Source organism: Pseudomonas sp. UBA7500 (genome assembly GCF_002478435.1).
Lineage (GTDB): Bacteria > Pseudomonadota > Gammaproteobacteria > Pseudomonadales > Pseudomonadaceae > Aquipseudomonas > Aquipseudomonas palmensis.
Genome location: NZ_DLNW01000054.1, coordinates 53,511 through 73,126 on the forward strand (window position 1 = coordinate 53,511; position 19,616 = coordinate 73,126).

The 19,616-nt window shown below is 63.4% G+C and carries 20 protein-coding genes; 10 read left to right on the forward strand and 10 right to left on the reverse strand.

The features are described 5' to 3' along the window. The first annotated feature begins 235 nt into the window (after positions 1–235). The 5 genes from B4I46_RS24115 to B4I46_RS24135 all read left to right on the forward strand — a co-directional run bounded on the left by B4I46_RS24115 (position 236) and on the right by B4I46_RS24135 (position 3,946). A complete protein-coding gene (locus tag B4I46_RS24115; RefSeq protein ID WP_043860109.1) occupies positions 236–640 on the forward strand; it encodes a TraR/DksA family transcriptional regulator in 405 nt (134 codons plus the stop codon). A gap of 540 nt (positions 641–1,180) precedes the next feature. Further along, on the forward strand, positions 1,181–2,410 hold the full coding sequence (locus B4I46_RS24120; RefSeq protein ID WP_376787186.1) for a methyl-accepting chemotaxis protein: 1,230 nt from the start codon (positions 1,181–1,183) through the stop codon (positions 2,408–2,410). Between the two features lie 117 nt (positions 2,411–2,527). Beyond that, positions 2,528–2,737, forward strand: coding sequence for a hypothetical protein (locus tag B4I46_RS24125; RefSeq protein WP_054915725.1), 210 nt, complete (start codon positions 2,528–2,530; stop codon positions 2,735–2,737). Positions 2,738–3,272: 535 nt separating this feature from the next. Continuing rightward, positions 3,273–3,740, forward strand: a complete 468-nt coding sequence (locus B4I46_RS24130; RefSeq protein ID WP_043860106.1) for a hypothetical protein — start codon at positions 3,273–3,275, stop codon at positions 3,738–3,740. After that, positions 3,737–3,946 (forward strand): hypothetical protein, encoded by a 210-nt coding sequence (locus B4I46_RS24135; protein WP_235384112.1) that lies wholly within the window; start codon positions 3,737–3,739, stop codon positions 3,944–3,946. Before B4I46_RS24130 ends, B4I46_RS24135 begins: the two co-directional genes overlap by 4 nt. A gap of 9 nt (positions 3,947–3,955) precedes the next feature. Here B4I46_RS24135 and B4I46_RS24140 read toward each other — a convergent pair whose 3' ends face one another. The 7 genes from B4I46_RS24140 to B4I46_RS24170 form a co-directional block, all read right to left on the reverse strand. Then, positions 3,956–4,327, reverse strand: a complete 372-nt coding sequence (locus tag B4I46_RS24140) for a Na+/H+ antiporter subunit G (RefSeq protein ID WP_043860104.1) — start codon at positions 4,325–4,327, stop codon at positions 3,956–3,958. Beyond that, a complete protein-coding gene (locus tag B4I46_RS24145; protein ID WP_043860103.1) occupies positions 4,324–4,602 on the reverse strand; it encodes a K+/H+ antiporter subunit F in 279 nt (92 codons plus the stop codon). Before B4I46_RS24145 ends, B4I46_RS24140 begins: the two co-directional genes overlap by 4 nt. After that, the gene (locus B4I46_RS24150) at positions 4,599–5,087 is read right to left on the reverse strand and encodes a Na+/H+ antiporter subunit E (RefSeq protein WP_043860102.1); all 489 of its coding nucleotides are present in this window, start codon (positions 5,085–5,087) and stop codon (positions 4,599–4,601) included. The genes B4I46_RS24145 and B4I46_RS24150 overlap by 4 nt, the downstream gene beginning before the upstream one ends. Beyond that, entirely contained in the window at positions 5,084–6,769 is a 1,686-nt protein-coding gene (locus tag B4I46_RS24155; protein ID WP_043860101.1) for a monovalent cation/H+ antiporter subunit D, read from the reverse strand. The genes B4I46_RS24150 and B4I46_RS24155 overlap by 4 nt, the downstream gene beginning before the upstream one ends. After that, positions 6,766–7,110: a Na+/H+ antiporter subunit C gene (locus B4I46_RS24160; RefSeq protein WP_007986256.1), complete on the reverse strand. Its 345-nt coding sequence runs from the start codon at positions 7,108–7,110 to the stop codon at positions 6,766–6,768. The genes B4I46_RS24155 and B4I46_RS24160 overlap by 4 nt, the downstream gene beginning before the upstream one ends. Then, positions 7,110–10,028 (reverse strand): monovalent cation/H+ antiporter subunit A, encoded by a 2,919-nt coding sequence (locus B4I46_RS24165; RefSeq protein WP_054915726.1) that lies wholly within the window; start codon positions 10,026–10,028, stop codon positions 7,110–7,112. The genes B4I46_RS24160 and B4I46_RS24165 overlap by 1 nt, the downstream gene beginning before the upstream one ends. Positions 10,029–10,177: 149 nt before the next feature. Next, positions 10,178–11,125 carry a DMT family transporter gene (locus tag B4I46_RS24170; RefSeq protein WP_078480523.1) on the reverse strand — a complete coding sequence of 316 codons (948 nt, stop codon included), beginning with the start codon at positions 11,123–11,125 and terminating at the stop codon, positions 10,178–10,180. An 84-nt stretch (positions 11,126–11,209) separates the two neighbouring features. Between B4I46_RS24170 and B4I46_RS24175 the strand changes: the two genes are divergently transcribed. Then, positions 11,210–11,773 carry a helix-turn-helix domain-containing protein gene (locus B4I46_RS24175; protein WP_286902220.1) on the forward strand — a complete coding sequence of 188 codons (564 nt, stop codon included), beginning with the start codon at positions 11,210–11,212 and terminating at the stop codon, positions 11,771–11,773. A 7-nt stretch (positions 11,774–11,780) separates the two neighbouring features. On the opposite strand, the gene B4I46_RS24180 is transcribed toward B4I46_RS24175, so the two are convergent. Beyond that, positions 11,781–12,338 (reverse strand): cysteine hydrolase family protein, encoded by a 558-nt coding sequence (locus tag B4I46_RS24180; RefSeq protein ID WP_054915728.1) that lies wholly within the window; start codon positions 12,336–12,338, stop codon positions 11,781–11,783. A 104-nt stretch (positions 12,339–12,442) separates the two neighbouring features. Here B4I46_RS24180 and B4I46_RS24185 point away from each other — a divergent pair, with 104 nt between their 5' ends. From B4I46_RS24185 to B4I46_RS24200, 4 genes are all read left to right on the forward strand, one after another. Beyond that, positions 12,443–13,423 (forward strand): GlxA family transcriptional regulator, encoded by a 981-nt coding sequence (locus B4I46_RS24185; protein WP_054915729.1) that lies wholly within the window; start codon positions 12,443–12,445, stop codon positions 13,421–13,423. Between the two features lie 77 nt (positions 13,424–13,500). Continuing rightward, the gene (locus B4I46_RS24190; protein ID WP_104571782.1) at positions 13,501–14,940 is read left to right on the forward strand and encodes an FAD/NAD(P)-binding protein; all 1,440 of its coding nucleotides are present in this window, start codon (positions 13,501–13,503) and stop codon (positions 14,938–14,940) included. 105 nt (positions 14,941–15,045) lie between these two features. Beyond that, on the forward strand, positions 15,046–16,206 hold the full coding sequence (locus B4I46_RS24195) for a cysteine desulfurase family protein (RefSeq protein WP_078480526.1): 1,161 nt from the start codon (positions 15,046–15,048) through the stop codon (positions 16,204–16,206). 54 nt (positions 16,207–16,260) lie between these two features. After that, positions 16,261–18,069 carry an aminopeptidase P family protein gene (locus B4I46_RS24200; protein ID WP_286902221.1) on the forward strand — a complete coding sequence of 603 codons (1,809 nt, stop codon included), beginning with the start codon at positions 16,261–16,263 and terminating at the stop codon, positions 18,067–18,069. A 43-nt stretch (positions 18,070–18,112) separates the two neighbouring features. On the opposite strand, the gene B4I46_RS24205 is transcribed toward B4I46_RS24200, so the two are convergent. Together B4I46_RS24205 and rhtA are read right to left on the reverse strand one after the other, a co-directional pair. Next, positions 18,113–18,394, reverse strand: a complete 282-nt coding sequence (locus B4I46_RS24205; protein WP_043859840.1) for a hypothetical protein — start codon at positions 18,392–18,394, stop codon at positions 18,113–18,115. A gap of 181 nt (positions 18,395–18,575) precedes the next feature. Continuing rightward, positions 18,576–19,463 (reverse strand): threonine/homoserine exporter RhtA, encoded by an 888-nt coding sequence (gene rhtA / locus B4I46_RS24210; protein ID WP_100634752.1) that lies wholly within the window; start codon positions 19,461–19,463, stop codon positions 18,576–18,578. Positions 19,464–19,616 lie beyond the last annotated feature (153 nt).

A 19,616-nucleotide genomic window follows, 5' to 3' on the forward strand; every position in this document is an offset into this window, starting at 1 on the left:
CCGCGGACGAGTTTTTTTGCTATAAAGGCCGCCCTCAGGGGAGCGTTGACGCTCGTTCGAGGGGCATTTCGGACAAAACCACCTTCATTTGTATTGCCCCTTGCGAAACTCGGCCTTAGACTGCCGCCCCCTGTAAATTGAGTGCCGGATGGTGCTTGAAGAATTGCGCCGCCGGCGAGCTGTTCGCCGGTAGCACCCGATCGCCTAAATGCACGTATTTTTTATAGAGAAATCAATGACAAAGGAAAAGTTGCTGGCCATGCCGGCCGATGACTACATGAACGCTGAGCAGCATGCCTTTTTCACCGAGCTGTTGCAGTCGATGAAAGTGGAGATCCATGAGCGCATCGAGAAAAGTCGTGTAGCCATCGAAAGCCTGGACACCCCTGCTGATCCTGCCGACGCCGCCTCGGTCGAAGAAGAGCGTCACTGGCTGGTCAACACCATCGACCGCGACCAGCGCCTGCTGCCCCAGCTGGAAATTGCCCTGGGCCGCATCAAGGACGACAGCTTCGGCTGGTGTGAAGACAGCGGCGAGCCGATCGGCCTCAAGCGCCTGCTGATCAGCCCCACCACCAAGTACTGCATCGAGGCGCAAGAGCGCCACGAGCAGCTCGACAAGCACCAGCGTCAGGCCTGACGCCCGCTGTCGTACCAGCAAGCCCCGGGTTCACAGCCCGGGGCTTTTGCGTTTCTTTGCCTTGCATCAAGCAGGAGGGTCTTACATCCAACGAAGCATGGATAATGGCCTTGTAGTGGCGTTTAATGGGGGCACAATAACGACACTGCGGGAACCATTGTTATGATGCGAGAAGGATCTCTGCCTGGCACGCTGGTGCCGCTGCAAGGTACGTCCACTGGCGCCCGGCGCTGGTCGGGCACGGCGCTGCAAAGCCTGGTGCTGGTGGTGTTGCTCAGTGCCATGGCGTTTGCCGATGTGTCCTTCTACCTGTGTCTGCCATTGGCCTTGCTGGCCCTGTGGCTGCCGTTGATGCGCAAGCGGCCGGCCGAGGTGGTGAGCGAGCAGGACCCGCTGGGCGACCTGACCCGAGACCTGGCCCAGGCCACCAGCCACAACGCGCTGTCTGCCGCTGGCGTTGCCCATGCGGTGCAGCAACTGGCCGACAAGCTGCAATCGCAACTGGTTTCGGCGGCGCAGATCGTCAGCAGTGCCGAAGTCATGATCGGTACCGAGAAAGCCACTTCGCAGCTCAGCCAGCAGGCCCTGGGCGCGGCCCGCGAGGCCCACCACAGCAGTGCTGCCGGCAGAACGGTGCTGGCCGAGTCGATCCAGCGCATGCACCAGCTCAGCGCCCGTGCCAACGACAGCCGCGAACTGATCGAGGCGCTGCACCAGCGCAGCGAAGACATTGCCCGGGTTACCCTGGTGATCCAGACCATCGCCAGCCAGACCAACCTGCTTGCATTGAACGCGGCCATCGAGGCCGCGCGCGCCGGCGAACATGGTCGTGGCTTTGCCGTGGTGGCCGATGAGGTGCGTGGCCTGGCCGGACGTACCGCCAGTGCCACCGAGGAGGTCGGCCTGATGGTGGCCGATATCCAGCAGCGTACCGCCCAGGTGGTGGAGCAGATCCGTGAGTTGTCCGATGACCTGCACCAGGGGGTGGACCAGGTCGAGCACACCGGCGAGCAACTGGACGCCATCGCCGGGCTCGCCGCTGGCGTCGAGCAGCAGATCGATGCGATCGCTGCCGGTACCGAGACCAACCGTACTCAGCTCGACAGCCTGTTCCAGGCCGTGGCGCAGATGCGCAGCGACCTGGTGGTGAGCGACCAGCAGACCCAGCGCCTGGCCCAGGCAGCCGTGCAGATGGAAGGTCAGGCCGAGCGTATCAGCGAGCGACTGGCCGAGGTGGGGCTGGATGACTACCACCAGCGCGTATACGACCTTGCCCGCCAGGGGGCCCAGAAAATCGCCGAACGCTTCGAGGCCGACATCGCCCAGGGGCGCATCAGCGTCGATGCTCTGTTCGATCGCCAGTATCAGTTGCTGCCCGGTACCCGCCCCGCCCGTTACCGCACGCGTTTTGACGACTACACCGACCAGGTACTGCCCGCGATCCAGGAGCCGCTGCTGGCCCAGCATGAAGGCCTGGTGTTCGCCATTGCCTGTACTCAGCAGGGCTATGTGCCGACCCACAACAGCGCCTTCAGCCAGCCATTGACCGGCGACGAGGCGACCGATACCGCGCACAACCGCAGCAAGCGCAAGTTCGACGACCGCACCGGTATCCGTTGCGGCAGCCATCAGCAACCGGTGCTGCTGCAGACCTATACCCGTGACACGGGCGAGCTGATGCATGACCTGTCGGTGCCGATCCAGGTACAGGGGCGCCACTGGGGTGGCTTGCGCCTGGGCTATCGACCCCAGCACAGCGTGATTTCCTGAGCCGGATTTGTTGCGCTTGATGCAAAACAGCTATGCCGGGGATAGCTTTTTCCCGCAAGGGGCAGGGGTTTATCATCGCCTCATCGTTAGGCTGCTAATTAAATTCCGGAGGGAATCATGCAGTGCAAGGTCGATGTGGCGGTGATGATCGGCAGTGGCGTTCCCATTTCGCTGCGTTCGGTGGGCATGCGCGTGTGCTGGGTGGTGCTGGTCAACGGTGAGCGCAGAGGCACCGCGTTCGCCAGCCGTGACGAGGCACACGCCTGTCGCGCCGCCTGGCTGGCACAGTTCGATGGGCAGGGGCTGGACGCCTGTCAGGCCGGGTAGGCGCGGGGCCTGGCCTCGAGGGTCCTTGCCAGGGCGCAGGCCTCCCCGTGATGTCGGCGAAAGCCTTTCACCCGGCCCGTGGCAGACTCCGTGATATGGAAAAAACCTACGCCAGCCGGCACTACAATGTAGCGCGGCCGGGTTTTGCCGGATGCGCTCCCGATATTTTTTGATACTTCTAGTGTATTGCCCACTCGACGTGTTTCGGTGTTTTCGTGCATATTCGCTTCCCTGTGCAGTGAACATGTTCGTCCAGAGGTCCTTCGTTCTGGGATCTTTCTTTCAGCTATCGCATTTTTTCAGCGAGCACGCTGTCAGAGAAATCGGTTGCACTTTGGGAAATGGCTGTTTGTAGCCGCCGGTTATCAACTGGCAGGGCACGACGTGTTTTCCTTCGCAGCCTGGTGTCTGTGCGTACGAACAACCCTGGCACTGATCCACTAGTCTTTCAGACTTCAAATTGAAAACCGGGACCTTCGCGGCGCAGTGCCGCCTGCGAGGTGGCGGGGTGATGCTGGTTTTGAGGAATTAATCATTGGCAGTCAGTAATCTGGATATGCACGCCCTCTTCGTGTTGGGCGACCTGCGGGCCAAGTTGGTCAAACAGTTTCAATCGCGCTTCGTCTACGTGACCGAACAAAGTGCCGAAGGTATCTACCTTGCCGAGATCGATACCGAAGAGGCCCTGGTGGTCGATGACAAACAGCGGCTTGAACTGAAAGTGGGCGATCACTTTCGGGCGGCGGTATTGCCCAGCCGCGAAGGTGGCAAGTTGGAGATCCGCTTTCGCGACATCAAGCTGACCGTCTACGAACTGGGCGATTATGCGTTCGTGACCGTGCCCGAAGGGCATGGCATCGTGTTCCGCGAGGGGCAGACCGTGGTGATGGTGTTTGCTGCCCACGAGCAGATCAAGGAAGGCCTGACCAAGACCCTGAAGGCAGCCACGGCCAAGGCCGCCAAATGGCGCAAGGGCGAACTGACCTTCAAGGCCAGCGAGTGAGCAGTACCGCTGCGGCGTCGGGGCGTGCGCGCTTCCACGCCGAGCATCAGGCCCGCGCCCAGGCCCAGGCCCTGGAGTGGCTGGCACAACGCGCGGTGCTGCAGGGCGCCTGGTTGAACTGGGTGGCAGGGCAGCTGTATCAGCTGAGCCCGCCGGAATATGCGGCAATGGTGCGCCGCGAGCTGCAGGTGTTGGCAGCTCGATAGGGCCAGGTGTCAGTGCCCGGTATCGCGCCCGCGGCCACTGCTGACCTCTTCGGGTACGTCATCCCCGGCCATGCGCTTGCGAAACAACCCGGCCCGCGCCAGCAGCAGGGTGGTCACCGGCACGGTGATCGACAGCAGGATCGGGATCAGCCAGGCGTGCAGTACGGGCGAGTGCTTGAGGCCGGAAAAGTACAGGATCGAAGCCATGGCCACGCACCAGGTGCCGAAGGTCGACGCCAGGGCGGGCGGGTGCATGCGCTGGAAGAAGGTCTTCAGGCGCAGCAGGCCTACCGCGCCGCTCAGGGCGAACAGGCTGCTGACGACCAGCAGCACAGCCGTGACCACTTCAAGCCAGAACGGCAATTCGACGGTCGAGTTCATTCGATCACCTCGCCACGCAGCAGGAATTTGGCCAGGGCAAACGAGCCGACAAAGCCGAACAGGGCTATCAGCAGCGCACCTTCGAAGTAGGTGTCGCTGGCGTAGCGGATACCCAGCACCAGCATCATCAGCATGGCCAGAATGTACAGGTAGTCCAGCGCCAGTACCCGGTCCTGTGCCGAAGGGCCTTTGAACAGGCGCACCAGGGTCAGGGCCATGGCCAGGGCAAAGATGAACAGGCTGGCGAGAATGGCGTTGGCGAGCAGGCCAGTCATTCGAAAATCTCCATCAGCGGACGTTCGTAGGTGTGCTTGAAGTGGTCGATGAACTGCGTTTCATCGTCCAGATCGAAGACATGCAGCAGAAGGATGCTGCGGTCCAGCGCCAGCTCCGACCAGATGGTGCCGGGAATGACCGTGGTGATCATCGACAGCGCCGCCAGGCCATGGGCATCGCGCAGGTCCAGCGGAATACGGATGAAGCGCGAGCGTGGCGGCCGGCCACCGGCCTGCCATACGCTACGGGCAACCTGCAGGTTGGACATCACCACATCGCCCCCCACTCGCAGAATCAGCCGCACGATGGTGCCCGGCTTGCGTATGCGCACCGGTAGCGGACGCAGCGGCGCCATCAGGATGGGTGCCAGGATCGCCAGCAGTGCGCCAAGCAGCAGGTTGCCGGCACTCAGCGAGAGGTTGAGCAGCAACCACAACCCCCAGAGCGAAAGCGACAGCAGTGGTGCGGGAAACAGGCGCTTCATGGCTGCACCTGCCCGGCAATCGCCTCGCTGGTGGGGCCGGGCACCGGTCGCGTGCCGAGTACCGCATTGACGTAGCTGGCAGGGTCCTTGAGCCCGGCCGCCGTGTCCTGGGTGTAGCGCAGCAGTGGTTCGGCGCGCACGCTCAGCAGCACGCACAGCCCCAGCAGCAGCACGATGGGAATGCACTCATTGCGCCGTAGCAACGGCGAGGGGCGCTCCTGCGGGGTCCAGAAGCGCTGGATGCCGACACGGGTCAAGGCGATCAGCGATGCCAGGCCCGAGAGCACCAGCAAGGCCACCAGGCCCCAGCCGGCTGCAGACAGCGGCTGGTCGACCGGCACGCCCAGGCCGTTGGGGTTGAACAGGGCGCTGATCAGGCTCAGCTTGCCGATGAAGCCGGACAGCGGCGGCATGCCGATGATCAGCAGCGCGCAGGCGATGAAGCTCAGGCCCAGGAATGCCATGGTCCAGGGAATCACCTGGCCGATCACCGCCTTCTGTTCATCGTCCAGGTTGATGCCCTTGGGCGGCTGCAGCGATTCCAGGGGCGAGGGCAGCGCATCGGTGTCGTCTTCCAGCGGGATCTCGTTGGCCGAGCGCGAGCGCTCGATCAGCTCGGCCAGCAGGAACAGCGCGCACAAGGCCAGGGTGGAGCTCACCAGGTAGAACAGTGCGGCGGCGGTCAGCGCCGCCTGGCCGAAGCCGATGGCGGCCAGCAAGGTGCCGGCCGAGACCAGGATGCTCAGGCTGGCCATGCGCTCCAGGCGTTGCGCCGCCAGGATCGACAGCGCCGCGCAGCCCAGGGTGGCCAGGCCACCGATGACCAGCCACTCGCCGCCGAAGAACGCCGAAGCGCCGGCCTGACCGGAGAACAGCAAGGTCCACAGGCGCAGCACGGTATAGGTGCCCACCTTGGTCATGATCGCGAACAGTGCGGCAACCGGGGCGCTGGCCGACGAGTAGGCCGGGACCAGCCAGAAGTTGAGCGGCCAGATACCCGCCTTGGCCAGAAAGGCCGTGGCCAGAATCGCCGCGCCGGCATGCAGCAGGCCGCGGTCGGCCTCGGGCACCAGCGGAATCTTCAGGGCCAGGTCAGCCATGTTCAGGGTACCGGTGACCCCGTAGAGCATCGCAGCCCCCACCAGGAACAGCGAGGAAGCGAGCAGGTTGATGGCAATGTAGTGCAGGCCGGCCTTGACCCGCGCACGACCCGAGCCATGCAGGATCAGGCCGTAGGAGGCGGCCAGCAGCACTTCGAAGAACACGAACAGGTTGAACAGGTCGGCCGTCAGGAAGGCGCCGTACAGGCCCATCAGCTGGATCTGGAACAGGGCGTGGAAGCTGGCGCCTGCACGGTCCCAGCGCGCGGTGGCGAACACCAGCGCGCTGACCCCGACGATGCCGGTGAGTACCAGCATCAGTGCCGAAAGGCGGTCGAGTACCAGCACGATGCCGAAAGGTGCCTGCCAGTTGCCCGGCAGGTACACGCCGATCGAGCTGGCCTGGCCCTGCTCCTGCACCCACAGCAGCAGGCAGATCGAAATACCCAGCCCGGCCAGGCTGGAGATCAGGTTGATGCGGGCCTTGAGCGGCCGGCGCTTTTCGCCCAGCAGCAGCATCAGTGCGGCGGTCAGCAGCGGCAGCAGAATGGGCGCGACGATCAGTTGGTTCATCACACTCATTCTTTAGGCTCCCGGCCATCCACGTGGTCGGTGCCGGTCAGCCCGCGCGAAGCCAGCAGCACCACCAGGAACAAGGCGGTCATGGCGAAGCTGATGACGATGGCCGTCAGTACCAGTGCCTGGGGCAACGGGTCGGTGTAATGGAGCAGGTCCTGGGGTACGCCGTCCTTGATGATCGGCTCCTTGCCGATGAACAGGCTGCCCATGCTGAAGATGAACAGGTTGACGCCGTACGACAGCAGACACAGGCCCATCACCACCTGGAAGGTCCGTGGGCGCAGGATCAGCCACACGCCTGACGCGGCGAGCACACCGATGGCAATTGCAATCACTTCTTCCATCAGGCGGCTCCCGGGTTGACGGTGGGTTTGGGCTGGCTGCTCGGCCGGTGGCTGCGCACCGACTGGTGGGCCAGTGCGGTGAGGATCAGCAGCGTGGACCCGACCACCACGGTAAAGATGCCCGTGTCGAAGAACAGGGCGCTGGCGACATGGATGTCGCCCAGTATCGGCAGGTCAAGGTGCGCGGTATGCGTGGTCAGGAACGGGTAGCCGAGCAGCATCGCCCCGGCCCCGGTGAGGGTTGCCAGCAGCAGGCCGGTGCCCATCCAGCGCAGCGGACGCAGGCTCATCTGGGCTTCCACCCACTGGGTGCCGGCGACCATGTACTGCAGGATGAACGCCACCGACATCACCAGGCCGGCGACGAAGCCGCCACCGGGCTGGTTGTGGCCGCGCATGAACAGGTACATCGAGATCACCAGCGCGATCGGCAGCAGCAATCGCACCAGGGCGGCGGGCACCATCATGAAGCCCAGCGCGGTATCGGCGGCCTGACGCGGGTTGACCAGGTCGGTGACCACGTCCGGCGCCAGCAGACGCTGCTGGGCAGGCAGCTGGATGCTCTCCTTGGGCGGACGGAAGCGGCGCAGCAGGGCAAACACGCTCAGTGCCACGGCCACCAGTACGGTGATTTCACCCAGGGTATCGAAGCCGCGGAAGTCAACCAGCATCACGTTGACCACGTTGGTGCCGCCACCCTCGGGCAGCGCGCGGCTCAGGTAGAAGGAAGAAATCACGTTGGGTGTCGGGCGGGTCAGCATTGCGTACGACAGCAAGGCCATGCCACCGCCGACCAGCACCGCCAGCAGCAGGTCGCGCAGGCGGCGTGCCACAGCGCGCTCCTTGCTGCCGGGCAGGGGCGAGATGTCTTCGATACGCCGTGGCAGCCAGCGCAGGCCCAGCAGGATCAGCACCGTGGTGACCACTTCGACCACCAGTTGGGTGAGTGCCAGGTCCGGCGCCGAGAACCAGACGAAGGTGATGCAGGTCATCAGGCCGCAGACGCTGACCATGGTCAGGGCCGCCAGCCGGTGGTATTTGGCCTGCCACGCAGCGCCGATGGCACAGATGATCGCGATCAGCCAGAGCATCACGAATACACCTGAGCCCGGGATTTTTGGCCGGTCGCCCCAGCTCAACCCGGTTTGCAGCATGGGCAGCACGCCGGCGAGCAGGGCGATGAGCACCAGCATGAACAGCTGCTTCTGCAGGCGGCGGGTGGTGAACAGGCGCTCGAAGCGGCGCGCCACACGCATCAGCAGCACCTGGCCGTGTTCGAAGAGGCGCTTGCCATTGAACAGCTCGATCAGCGGCGGGTAGAGGAAGCGCCCGCGCTTGAGCTGATTGCGCAGCACCAGGTAGAGCACCACGCCGCCGCACATGGCGATCAGGCTCATGATCAGTGGTGCATTCCAGCCGTGCCAGATGGCCAGGCTGTACTCGGGCAGCGTGCCACCCACCACCGGCAGTGCGGCAGCGGCCAGCAGCGGGCCCACCGACTGCGCAGGGAAGATACCCACCACCAGGCAGGTCAGCACCAGCAACTCGACCGGCGCGCGCATCCAGCGGGGCGGCTCGTGGGGGGTATGGGGCAGGTCGGTGGCCGGCGGGCCGAAAAACACGTCGACGGTGAAGCGCAGCGCATAGGCGACGCTGAAGGTGCCCGCCAGGGTCGCGATGATCGGCAAGGTGGTTTCGACCCAGGCCGTGGAACTGATGAACACGGTTTCGGCGAAGAACATTTCCTTGGACAGAAAGCCGTTCATCAAGGGTACGCCGGCCATCGAGGCACTGGCGACCATGGCCAGGGTGGCGGTGAACGGGATCAGCCGGAACAGCCCGCTGAGCTTGCGGATATCGCGGGTGCCGCTTTCATGGTCGATGATGCCGGCGGCCATGAACAGCGAGGCCTTGAAGGTGGCATGGTTGAGAATGTGGAACACCGCCGCTACCGCTGCCAGCGGGCTGTTCAGGCCCAGCAGCAGGGTGATCAGGCCCAGGTGGCTGATGGTCGAGTAGGCCAGCAGGCCCTTGAGGTCGTTCTGGAACATGGCCGCATAGGCGCCCAGCAGCAGGGTGCAGGCCCCTGCGCCGCTGACGATCCAGAACCATTCTTCGCTGCCGGCCAGCGACGGCCATAGCCGGGCCAGCAGGAACACCCCGGCCTTGACCATGGTGGCCGAGTGCAGATAGGCCGAGACCGGCGTGGGCGCGGCCATGGCGTGGGGAAGCCAGAAGTGGAAGGGGAATTGAGCGCTCTTGGTCAGGGCGCCGAGCAGGATAAGGGGAAGCAGAATGGGGTAGAGGGCATGACTGCGAATCAGGTCACCGGCGGCCAGGACCTTGTCCAGGTCATAGCTGCCCACCACATGGCCGAGCAGCAGTACCCCCGCCAGCAGGCACAAGCCACCGGCCCCGGTGACCATCAGCGCCATATAGGCGCCGCGCCGTGCATCGGCACGGTGGTGCCAGTAACCGATCAGCAGGAACGAGAACAGGCTGGTCAGTTCCCAGAAGAACACCATCTGGATCAGGTTGCCAGAGATCACCAGGCCCAGCATGGCACCCATGAACGCCAGGAAAAACGCGAAGAAACGCGGAACCGGGTCCTGGGGTGACATGTAGTAGCGCGCATACAGCGACACCAGGGTGCCGATGCCCAGCACCAGCAGCGAGAACAGCCAGGCGAACCCGTCCATGCGCAGCACGAGATTGAAGCCCAGGCTCGGCAGCCACAGAAATTCTTCACGGATGACGCCGCCATCGGCAATTTGCGGGTACAGGAGTGCGACCTGCACGGTACCGACCAGCGCGACAAGGCCGGCCAGAAGTGATTCGCTGTTACGCGCGTTGTGCGGCAGTACAGCCGCCAGACAGCTGCCAACAAACGGCAGAAGCAGTAGAACTATCAAGGACATAGATTTCTAATCTGCAGAGGTTTGTAAGGGATCATACGTGGCGCCCCGTCGATCACCAACACGCAAGCTGTCGCAGAATCCTACTTTTGCGCCTCATCAACGCGTTTTTTTATAACAGTTTTTTACAAGAATTGTGCCGCTATTGCAGATTACCGGTCCGTTTGTTGCACCTGTTGATCGTCATCGCTGGCGCCTAGGGGCTCGCCACGGCGTTTGATCTTCAGTTCGCTGACCACCACCGCGATCACGATCAGTAGCCCGCCGAGCAGTGCGATGCCCGGCAGACGCTCGCCCGCCAGGCGGCCGACGATACCGGCCCATACCGGCTCTGCAGCGTAGATCAGCGTAGCCCGGGTGGGCGAGACTGATTGCTGGGCCCAGTTCATTGCCACCTGGATCACCGCACTCATGGCGCCCAGGCCGACGGCACTGCCCAGCAGCAGCCAGGAAAAGTCCGGCAGGGCTTCCCGGGTGGGCACCACCATCATGAACGACAGCGCCGACGCGGTAGCCAGTTGCACCACGGTCACGCGGCGCACGTCGACCTTGCCGGCATAGTTGCTGATCAGAATGATCTCGGCTGCGATCGCCACGGCGCCGATCAGCGTGGCGATTTCGCCGGGGCTGAACTGCAGCGAGCTGCCACTGGGGCCGGCCACCAGCATCAGTCCGGCGAACGCCAGGCCAATGCCCAGGCTCGGCATCAGCCCCGGGCGCCGGCCCAGCACCAGCCACTGCAGCAGCGGTACAAAAGGTACGTACAAGGCGGTGATGAATGCCGACTGGCTACTGGTGATGGTTTGCAGGCCCACGGTCTGCAGGCCGTAGCCCAGCATGATCGAGGCGCCGATCAGCACGCCGGCCTTGACTTCGAACCAGGTCAGGCCGGACAGCGCACGCGCACTGAACGCTCCGACAAACAGCGCCGCCGCTGCAAAGCGCAGGCCGACGAAGAACATCGGGCCGCTGACGGTCATCACGTTATGCACCAGCAGAAAAGTGGCGCCCCAGAGCATGGTGATGAACACCAGCACCAGTTCGGCCTTGCTCAGGCGCAATGAAAGGAAGAGGGATCGGGCAGTGGTCGGCGAGGTCATGGGCTTGCACACGTGGGGCGAGCGACGCACAATGCGTCGGAAGGTGGGCAGTATACTGCGCAAGCCATGTGAGTGAGCAATATAGTGCACAAAGATTCCAGTCAGCGGGCCTCCGTGCTTCAGCACGTGAGCCAGAATATCCGGCGCCTGCGCCATGCGGCAGAGCTGAGCCAGAGCGCCCTTGCAGAAAAATCCGGTGTCAGCCGACGCATGCTGGTGACAATAGAAGCGGGTGAAAAGAATGTCAGCCTGACCACCCTCGACCTGATCGCCGAGGCCTTGTCGGTGGCGTTCAGCGACCTGATCCAGGCACCTGACAGCCGTGACCCTGATCGCATCAACGAACTGGCCTGGGCCGGTGTGCACCCCGGCAGCAAGGCCGTGTTGCTGGCCAGTTCCAGGGCCAGCCGCGAGGTGGAGTTGTGGGAGTGGCGCCTGGAGCCGGGCGAGGTGTACCCGGCCGAGGCCGATTTCGACGGCTGGAGCGAACAGATCTACGTGTTCGAGGGGCGCCTTACCCTGGTGATAGAAACGCAGGAACATGTGCTGGCGGCTGGCGATTTCTACAGCTTCGCCAGCAACCGCATGCATGCCTACCGCAACGATGGCGACGTGGCGACGCGCTTCGTGCGCAACGTGGTGATCTGAAGGCCTGTCAGCGCCGATTGGCGTCAAGCCACTCCTGGGTGGAGACCACCTGCGCGTAGGCGAAGGCCAGCGATGCCATGTACGCCGCGTGGGCCTGGGCCGCCGGTACGACCACGCCGTTGAATTCCAGGTCGCGGGTGGCGCAGGCATCGTGCACCACCGTGGTGCCATAGCCCATGTCCGAGGCGGCCCGGGCGGCGGCATCGATGCACATGTGGCTCATGCTGCCGACCAGGGTCAGGCCGGTAATCTTGTGCTGGTCGAGCAGGGCCTTGAGGTCGGTGCCCAGAAAGCTGTTGACGTTGTGCTTGAGCACCACCGGCTCGCCCTCGCGAGCGGCTGCTTTCGGATGAATCTGCGCGCCTTCGGAGCCCGGAGTGAAGAAAGGTGCATCGGCGGACTCGAACTCATGACGTACATGGACCACCAGGTCGCCGTTTTCGCGGGCAGCCTGGATGATCCGTGCGGCGTTGTCGGCGGCCGCATCGGCGCCGTGCAGCGTCCATTTGCCGCCGGGGAAGTAGTCGTTCTGGATGTCGACGATGATCAGTGCCTGTTTGCTCATGGTGCAGTCCTTCAGGAGAATGGTTGTGACGTGCTGATAGTTATAGGCTTGTGCGACAGGCTTGCGCATTGGCGCGACCGACAAATTGGCGGGAAAAACTGACAATGGATGCAATCGGCGATCAGGTCGAGATCGGTATTCTGGTTTACCCAGGTGCCCAGATGGCGGCAGTGCATGGCCTGACCGACCTGTTCGCGGTGGCCAACCGCATGGCCGCGGACCTCGGGGCGCGACGCAGCCCGCTGCTGCGGGTGTGCCACTGGGCCGAGATGCCGGGACAGCCGCTGGCGGTGAGCTTCGACAGTCACCCGCAGGCGCATCACCGCCCGCGAGTGATGATCATCCCGCCCAGCCTGACCGAGGAGCCGGGCCCCGACCTGATCGATCGCTTCTGCAACGACCTGCGCCAGTGGCACCGCGAAGGCGCGCTGCTGGTGTCGGTGTGTGTCGGGGTGTTCTTCATTGCCGCCAGCGGCCTGCTCGACGGTCGCTCCGCCACTACTCACTGGAATTTTGCCCAATCGCTGGCCGAGCGCTTTCCCCTGGTCAAGGTCGAGGCCAACCTGCCGTTGCTGGAAGATGGCGACATCATTACCTCGGCCGGATTGATGGCCTGGACCGAGTTGGGGCTCAAGCTGGTCGAGCGCTTCCAGGGGCAGACCCTGGCGGCTGAGACGGCGCGATTTCTCGCGGTGGCGCCAGTGCATGCCATGCCTGGGCCGGGCAGCGTGTTCAGCCCGCGCCTGGACCATGGCGACGAAGCGGTGCTCAAGGTGCAGCACTGGCTGCAGAGCACGGGGGCGCGGGAGGTCAACCTGGCCTTGATGGCCGACTGCGCAGGGCTCGAGCAGCGCACCTTCCTGCGGCGTTTTCGCAGCGCCACCGGCCTCAAACCCACCGAGTACTGTCAGCAGGTGAGGGTAGGGCGCGCTTGCCGGATGCTCGAGTTCACCAACCGCAGCATCGACCAGATCGCCTGGGGTGTTGGCTACCAGGACCCTGGTGCGTTTCGCAAGGTCTTCCACAAGGTCACAGGGCTTGCGCCAGGCGAGTACCGCAAGCACGTGGTCGGGCCTGCGGGCTGATCCTCCTTTGGTACCGCACCGCTGCCCTTGCGGTGGATTGCTGCTTATTATCCGGTCTCCCGGGAAAGGAGATACCGATGCACGAACAACAACCGGCACCTGCCTGCGACGACATGGCGGATGTACTGATCATCGGGGGTGGCCTGAGCGGCGCCTTGTTGGCGGCGCAATTGCTGCGTCGCCCCGGACGCCGGCGCCTGCTGGTGGTCGAGCCGCGTGGGGAGCTGGGGCGTGGCGAAGCCTACAGCGCTACCGAAAACGGTCATACCCTCAATGGCAATGCGGCGCGCATGAGCGTCGATCCGGACAATCCCGATGACCTGACCCACTGGCTGCAACAGCAGATCGATGCCGGGCAGTGGCCCGAATCCGCCGAGCAGGGCGTGCCGGTGGCCGAATTGTTCCCGCCGCGAGGTCTGTTCGGTCGCTATGCCCGCCAGCGTCTGGCAGAGGCCGAGCGTGTCGGCGCCAAGGCCGGCTCCACGCTGGAGCATGTGTGTACCGAGGTGGTTGACCTGCAGGTGCACGATGACAGGGTTCAGGCGCAATTGCAGGATGGGCGCCGGGTGCAGGCGCGCCAGGCGGTGCTGGCTACCGGCATGTTTGCCGCGGCGCGCACGGCGCAGGTGGGTGAGAACAGCCTCAACGCCGCAGCCATCGACCCCTGGGACGTGGCCGCCATGCGCACGATCGACCCGCAAGGCACAGTGTTGATCATCGGTTCCGGGCTGACCATGGTCGACACCCTGGTGTCGTTGCAACTGGCCGGGCATCGTGGGCCTGTCGAGGTATTCTCGCGCCACGGGTTGTGGCCCCACGAGCGCCGTCAGCCACCGCCCTGGGAGGATTTTCTCGAGGCGGACCCTTCGCTGCGCAGCCCGCGCCAGTTGCTGCGTGCGCTGCGCCGGCAATGCAGGCTGGCGTTGGCCCAGGGCATCGACTGGCAGGCCCCGCTGGACACTGTGCGGGTGCATATCCCCAGGCTGTGGAGCCAGGCCAGTGACCGCGAACGCCGCCAGTTCGTGCGCCATGTGCGGCCCTGGTGGGAAAGCCATCATCACCGTTCGCCGCCCCAGGGTGCAGCGCTGCTGGAGCGGTTGCGCCAGGAGGGGCGCCTGCATATTCATGCGGCCTCCCTGCAGAGGGTCGAACCGGCTACCGGAGCCGGGGTGGGGGTGCGTCTGCGGTTTCGCGGCGAGGCCCAGGCGACGCGGGTTGAGGGTGCCGCACTGGTCAACTCCACCGGTATCGAATATGACTGGCGGCGCGTGGCACGCCCGCTACCGCAAGCGTTGTTGCAGCGCAGGCTGATCCGGCCAGGGCCGCTGGCCCTTGGAATTGATGCCGACCCGCAGGGCGCAGTGGTCGATGCCGATGGCGCGGTCAGTACGCGCCTGTTTGCGATGGGCCCGCCGCTGCGTGGCCTGTGGTGGGAAAGTACTGCCGTCACCGATGTGGCGTTGCAGGCCAAGGGATTGGCTGCTCGTCTGACGCGGGAGCCTGAGTCATCACCGTAATGATATTTTTGTTATATAAATATGAAAATTGATAATTAATGGTTCTATGCGTGTTCGTGCACTATAGATGCACGACTACTCCACGCATTCAGGAAGCGCCTGGCCATGACCACACTCCCGCTGTATTTCGACTACGCCGCCACGACACCCGTCGACGAGCGAGTCATTCAGGTAATGGTGGAGTGTCTGGGGGTATCCGGGCGTTTTGGCAATCCGGCTTCCAGCTCCCATCGGTATGGTCAGCAGGCACGCCTGGCGGTCGAGCAGGCACGGTCCCAGGTCGCCGGCCTGGTAGGGGCGCGGGCCGACGAGATCATCTGGACGTCGGGTGCCACCGAATCCAACAACCTGGCCCTCAAAGGGCTGGCTCAGGGCCGCACAGGTGGGCATGTCATCACCAGCCGCATCGAGCACAAGGCCGTGCTCGATACTGCCCGACAGCTCGAGCTGGCAGGCATCGAGGTGACGTGGCTGAGCCCCGATGCCCAGGGGTTGATCACTGAACAGGCGGTATCGGCGGCGCTGCGTGACGACACCTTTCTGGTATCGCTGATGTTGGTCAACAATGAACTGGGCACCCTGAACGATGTGCAGGCCATCGGCGAGCGGGTGCGCCGCCACGGCGCATTGCTGCATGTGGATGCCGCCCAGGGGGCAGGCAAGGTGCCTATCGACCTGTCACGCTGGCCGGTGGACCTGATGTCGTTTTCGGCGCACAAGGTGTATGGGCCCAAAGGGATCGGTGCGCTCTACGTCGGCAAGCGCGCCGCGCCGCTGCTGCAGGCACAGATTCACGGTGGCGGGCACGAGAACGGATTGCGCTCGGGCACCCTGGCCACTCACCAGATTGCCGCCATGGGCGCAGCCTTCGCACTGGCCGGGCAGGTGCAGCAGCAGGAAGTTGCACGTATGCACCGGTTGCGTGAGCGGCTGCTGGAGCAGCTGGCCGATATTCCCGGCCTGGGGCTCAACGGCAGCCCTGTCCAGCGCATCCCTCATACGTTGAGCCTGACCTTTGGCGGTGACGGTATCGATCTGCAGGCGCTGGCCCGTACGCTGGCGTTTTCCTCGACGTCGGCCTGCAATTCGGCCAGCAGTGCGCCTTCGCATGTGCTGCTGGCGCTTGGGCATGACGAGCGTGCGGCACGGCAGACGTTGCGTCTGAGCCTGGGGCGCTATACCCGCGAAGAGGATATCGACGCCGCTGCCGGTGCCATCCACGCAGCGTTACACAATGTGCCTTTCTGGGCGGTTGCCCACGGTTGAGTGCTGCTTCATTATCGTCCACCAGAACATTGGTCGCGGTGGTGGCACAACATAATGAACAGTCAGCCTGGAATGCAGGAAGCAGTAACCGCGCGCCTGGCGCGCATGCGTGCAGTGATGAACCGCGAAGGGGTCGATGCACTGCTGGTGCCCTCGGCAGACCCGCACCTGTCCGAATACCTTCCAGGCTACTGGCAGGGGCGCCAATGGCTGTCCGGGTTTCATGGCTCGGTGGGTACGCTGGTGCTGACGGCCGATTTTGCCGGGCTTTGGGCCGACAGTCGTTACTGGGAGCAGGCCGAAAAGGAGCTGGCGGGTAGCGGTATCGCGTTGATGAAGCTGATGCCGGGTCAGCCGGGGGCCCTTGACTGGCTGGCAGAGCAGGCGCCCGCAGGCGGCACGGTGGCAGTAGACGGTGCGGTGATGCAACTGGCGTCGGCGCGGCAGCTGCAGGATCGCCTCAGGGTGCGCAATGTGCGCCTGCTCAGTGACAGGGACCTGCTGGCACAGGTGTGGCTGGAGCGGCCTGCGTTGCCAGGCAGCCCGGTTTACCAGCACCTGCCGCCGCACGCGAGCGTCAGCCGTGCCGACAAGCTGGCGCAACTGCGCACAACGCTCAAGGAGCGCGGCGCAGATTGGCATTTCATTGCGACGCTGGATGACATCGCTTGGCTGTTCAACCTGCGTGGCAGCGACGTTTCATACAACCCGGTATTCGTTTCCTTCGCATTGATCGGTCAGCATCAGGCCATTCTGTTCGTGGCATCGAGCAAGGTCGACAGCGCTGTGCGCGAAGCACTTGAGTCTGACGGGGTGCAACTGCGCGAGTATGAAGCAGTGGGCAGCGCGCTGGCAGGCATCGAGGCGGGCAGTGTCCTGCTGGTAGATCCGGCACGGGTGACCAGCGGGTTGCTGGCCAACCTCGGTGCCCAGGTGCAGCTGCTCGAAGGCATCAATCCAAGCGTTCTGTCCAAGTCGAGAAAGAGCGAGGCGGACCTCGTTCATATCAGGCAGGTGATGGAACAGGACGGTGCGGCGTTGTGCGAGTTCTTCGCGGACTTCGAAGCCGCACTGGGGCATTCGACCCTTACCGAGGTCAGTGTTGACACCTTGCTCGGCGCAGCCCGGGCTCGACGTCCCGGTCATGTGTCCCCAAGCTTTGCTACCATTGCCGCCTTCAACAGCAATGGGGCCATGCCGCATTACCGCGCCACCGACGCCTCGCATGCGCTCATCGAAGGTGATGGGCTGTTGTTGATCGATTCAGGTGGGCAGTACCTGGGAGGGACCACCGACATTACCCGTATGGTGCCCATCGGCACGCCAAGCCTGGAACAGAAGCTGGATTGCACGCGGGCGCTCAAGGGCATGATTGCACTATCCAGGGCGCGTTTTCCGCGGGGCATTGCCTCGCCTTTGCTCGATGCGATTGCCCGAGCACCGTTATGGGCCGAGCATGTGGATTACGGGCATGGCACCGGCCACGGCGTCGGCTACTTCATGAACGTGCACGAAGGGCCCCAGGTGATTGCCTATCAGGCCTCGCCTGCACCGCACACAGCCATGCAGGCCGGCATGATCACTTCCATCGAGCCGGGCACCTATCGGCCTGGGCAGTGGGGCGTGCGCATCGAGAACCTGGTGTTCACCCGGGATTCGGGCAAGAGTGGTTTTGGTGACTTTCTTGAATTCGAAACGCTGACCTTGTGCCCTATCGACACACGATGCCTGTTGCCTGAGCAACTGGGCAGCGAAGAACGCGAATGGCTCAATGATTACCACCGCACGGTGCGTGAACGGCTTTCGCCACTGCTGGCAGGTGCTGCTCTGCACTGGCTGGAACAAAGAACCGAAGCTGTCTGATCGGGCACATGAAAAAGGGCAACCTGCGGGTTGCCCTTTTTCGTTACTTGCAGATGACGATCATGCTTCGGCTGGTGTAGCCGGCGGGGTTGAGACCGAAGGGGTAGTCCCCTGGCTCGTCTTCGCCATCGCCAGACTTGGCGACGACTTTGTAGCCTTTGGTGCCGCAGGAACTGGCGGCCTTGGCGTAGCACTTGTTCCATGAAGACGACAGGCCCGAGCAGTTGATGTGCATGCCCTTCTTGCCGTGTTTGACCTCAGTTTTGGCGTTCGCCGCACAGCCAGCAATGGCCAGAATGGCTAGGATGAGCAAAATTCGTTTCATTCCTGTCCTTACAAAGAGTGTCGGGTCTGCAAGCCCGAGACGGTTACCTGCGCCTCTTCCTGATGCCTCTCGCGTCCTTGTCTTAAGTTAAAACTTCAAGCAGTGCATTGAATTACAGCTTAAACAGGGTGCCATGGCGACACAATGACAAAAACAGGTTCAAATGGAAATATTTCTCAAATCAGTCGGCTGGCACCAGTGGTGGGCTTTCCCTGCGCATGGACAGTGTGGCACCCACCGAGGCAGTAATGATCGCGGCGATGGCCAGCCATTGCGCCATGCTCAACACTTCGTTGAGAAACAGTAGTCCCGACAATGCGCCGAATGCCGGTTCGATGCTCATCAGTGTGCCGAAGGTTCGGGCGGGCAGGCGTGTCAGGGCCACCATTTCCAGGCTGTACGGCAATGCTGTCGACAGAATGGCCACGCCAATCGCCACGGGTAGCAGGGCAGGGTTGAGCAGGGCGCTGCCGGCATGAACGATGCCGATCGGCGCAACGAACAGTGCGGCAACCATGACGCCAAGTGCGGCGGTCTGAATGCCGTGCTCGGCCCCGGCTTTCTGCCCATATAGAATGTAGAGTGCCCAGCACACGCCGGCGCCCAGTGCGTAGCCGGCGCCTACCAGGTCGATGGCCGCCCCGGTCTGCCCGATGGGTATCAGCAGCAACAGGCCGACCACTGCCAGACCGATCCATACGAAATCCATGGCCCTGCGCGATGCGTACAATGCCACGGCCAGCGGGCCGGTGAACTCCAGGGCAACGGCGATACCCAGCGGGACACTGCGCAAGGACATATAAAAGAGAAAGTTCATGCCGCCCAATGCCAGCCCATAGATGATGACCGACTTGAGGGTGCTGGAGGTGAAGCGCGCGCGCCAGGGGCGCAGCAGCACCAGCATGATGAGGCTGGCGAAAATCAGGCGCAGCGTTGTGGTGCCTTGCGCACCTACCAGCGGGAACATGCTTTTTGCCAGCGAGGCGCCGGACTGGATGGATGCCATTGCAATTAGCAGCAGGCCAATGGGGAAGAGGCTGGAGGCCAGGCTGCGGGGGTGGGTGTTCATTGTTGGAGTTGCTTCCTTATATAGAGAGAGGCGTGTGGCCTGGCGTCTATGATGCGCAAGGAGGCGAAGATGAGCAATATAGTGCGCAACTTTCTTTGTTCATCGAATATCGCCAATTAACCCTTGACGCGCGATTTAATCTCTCTATAATTC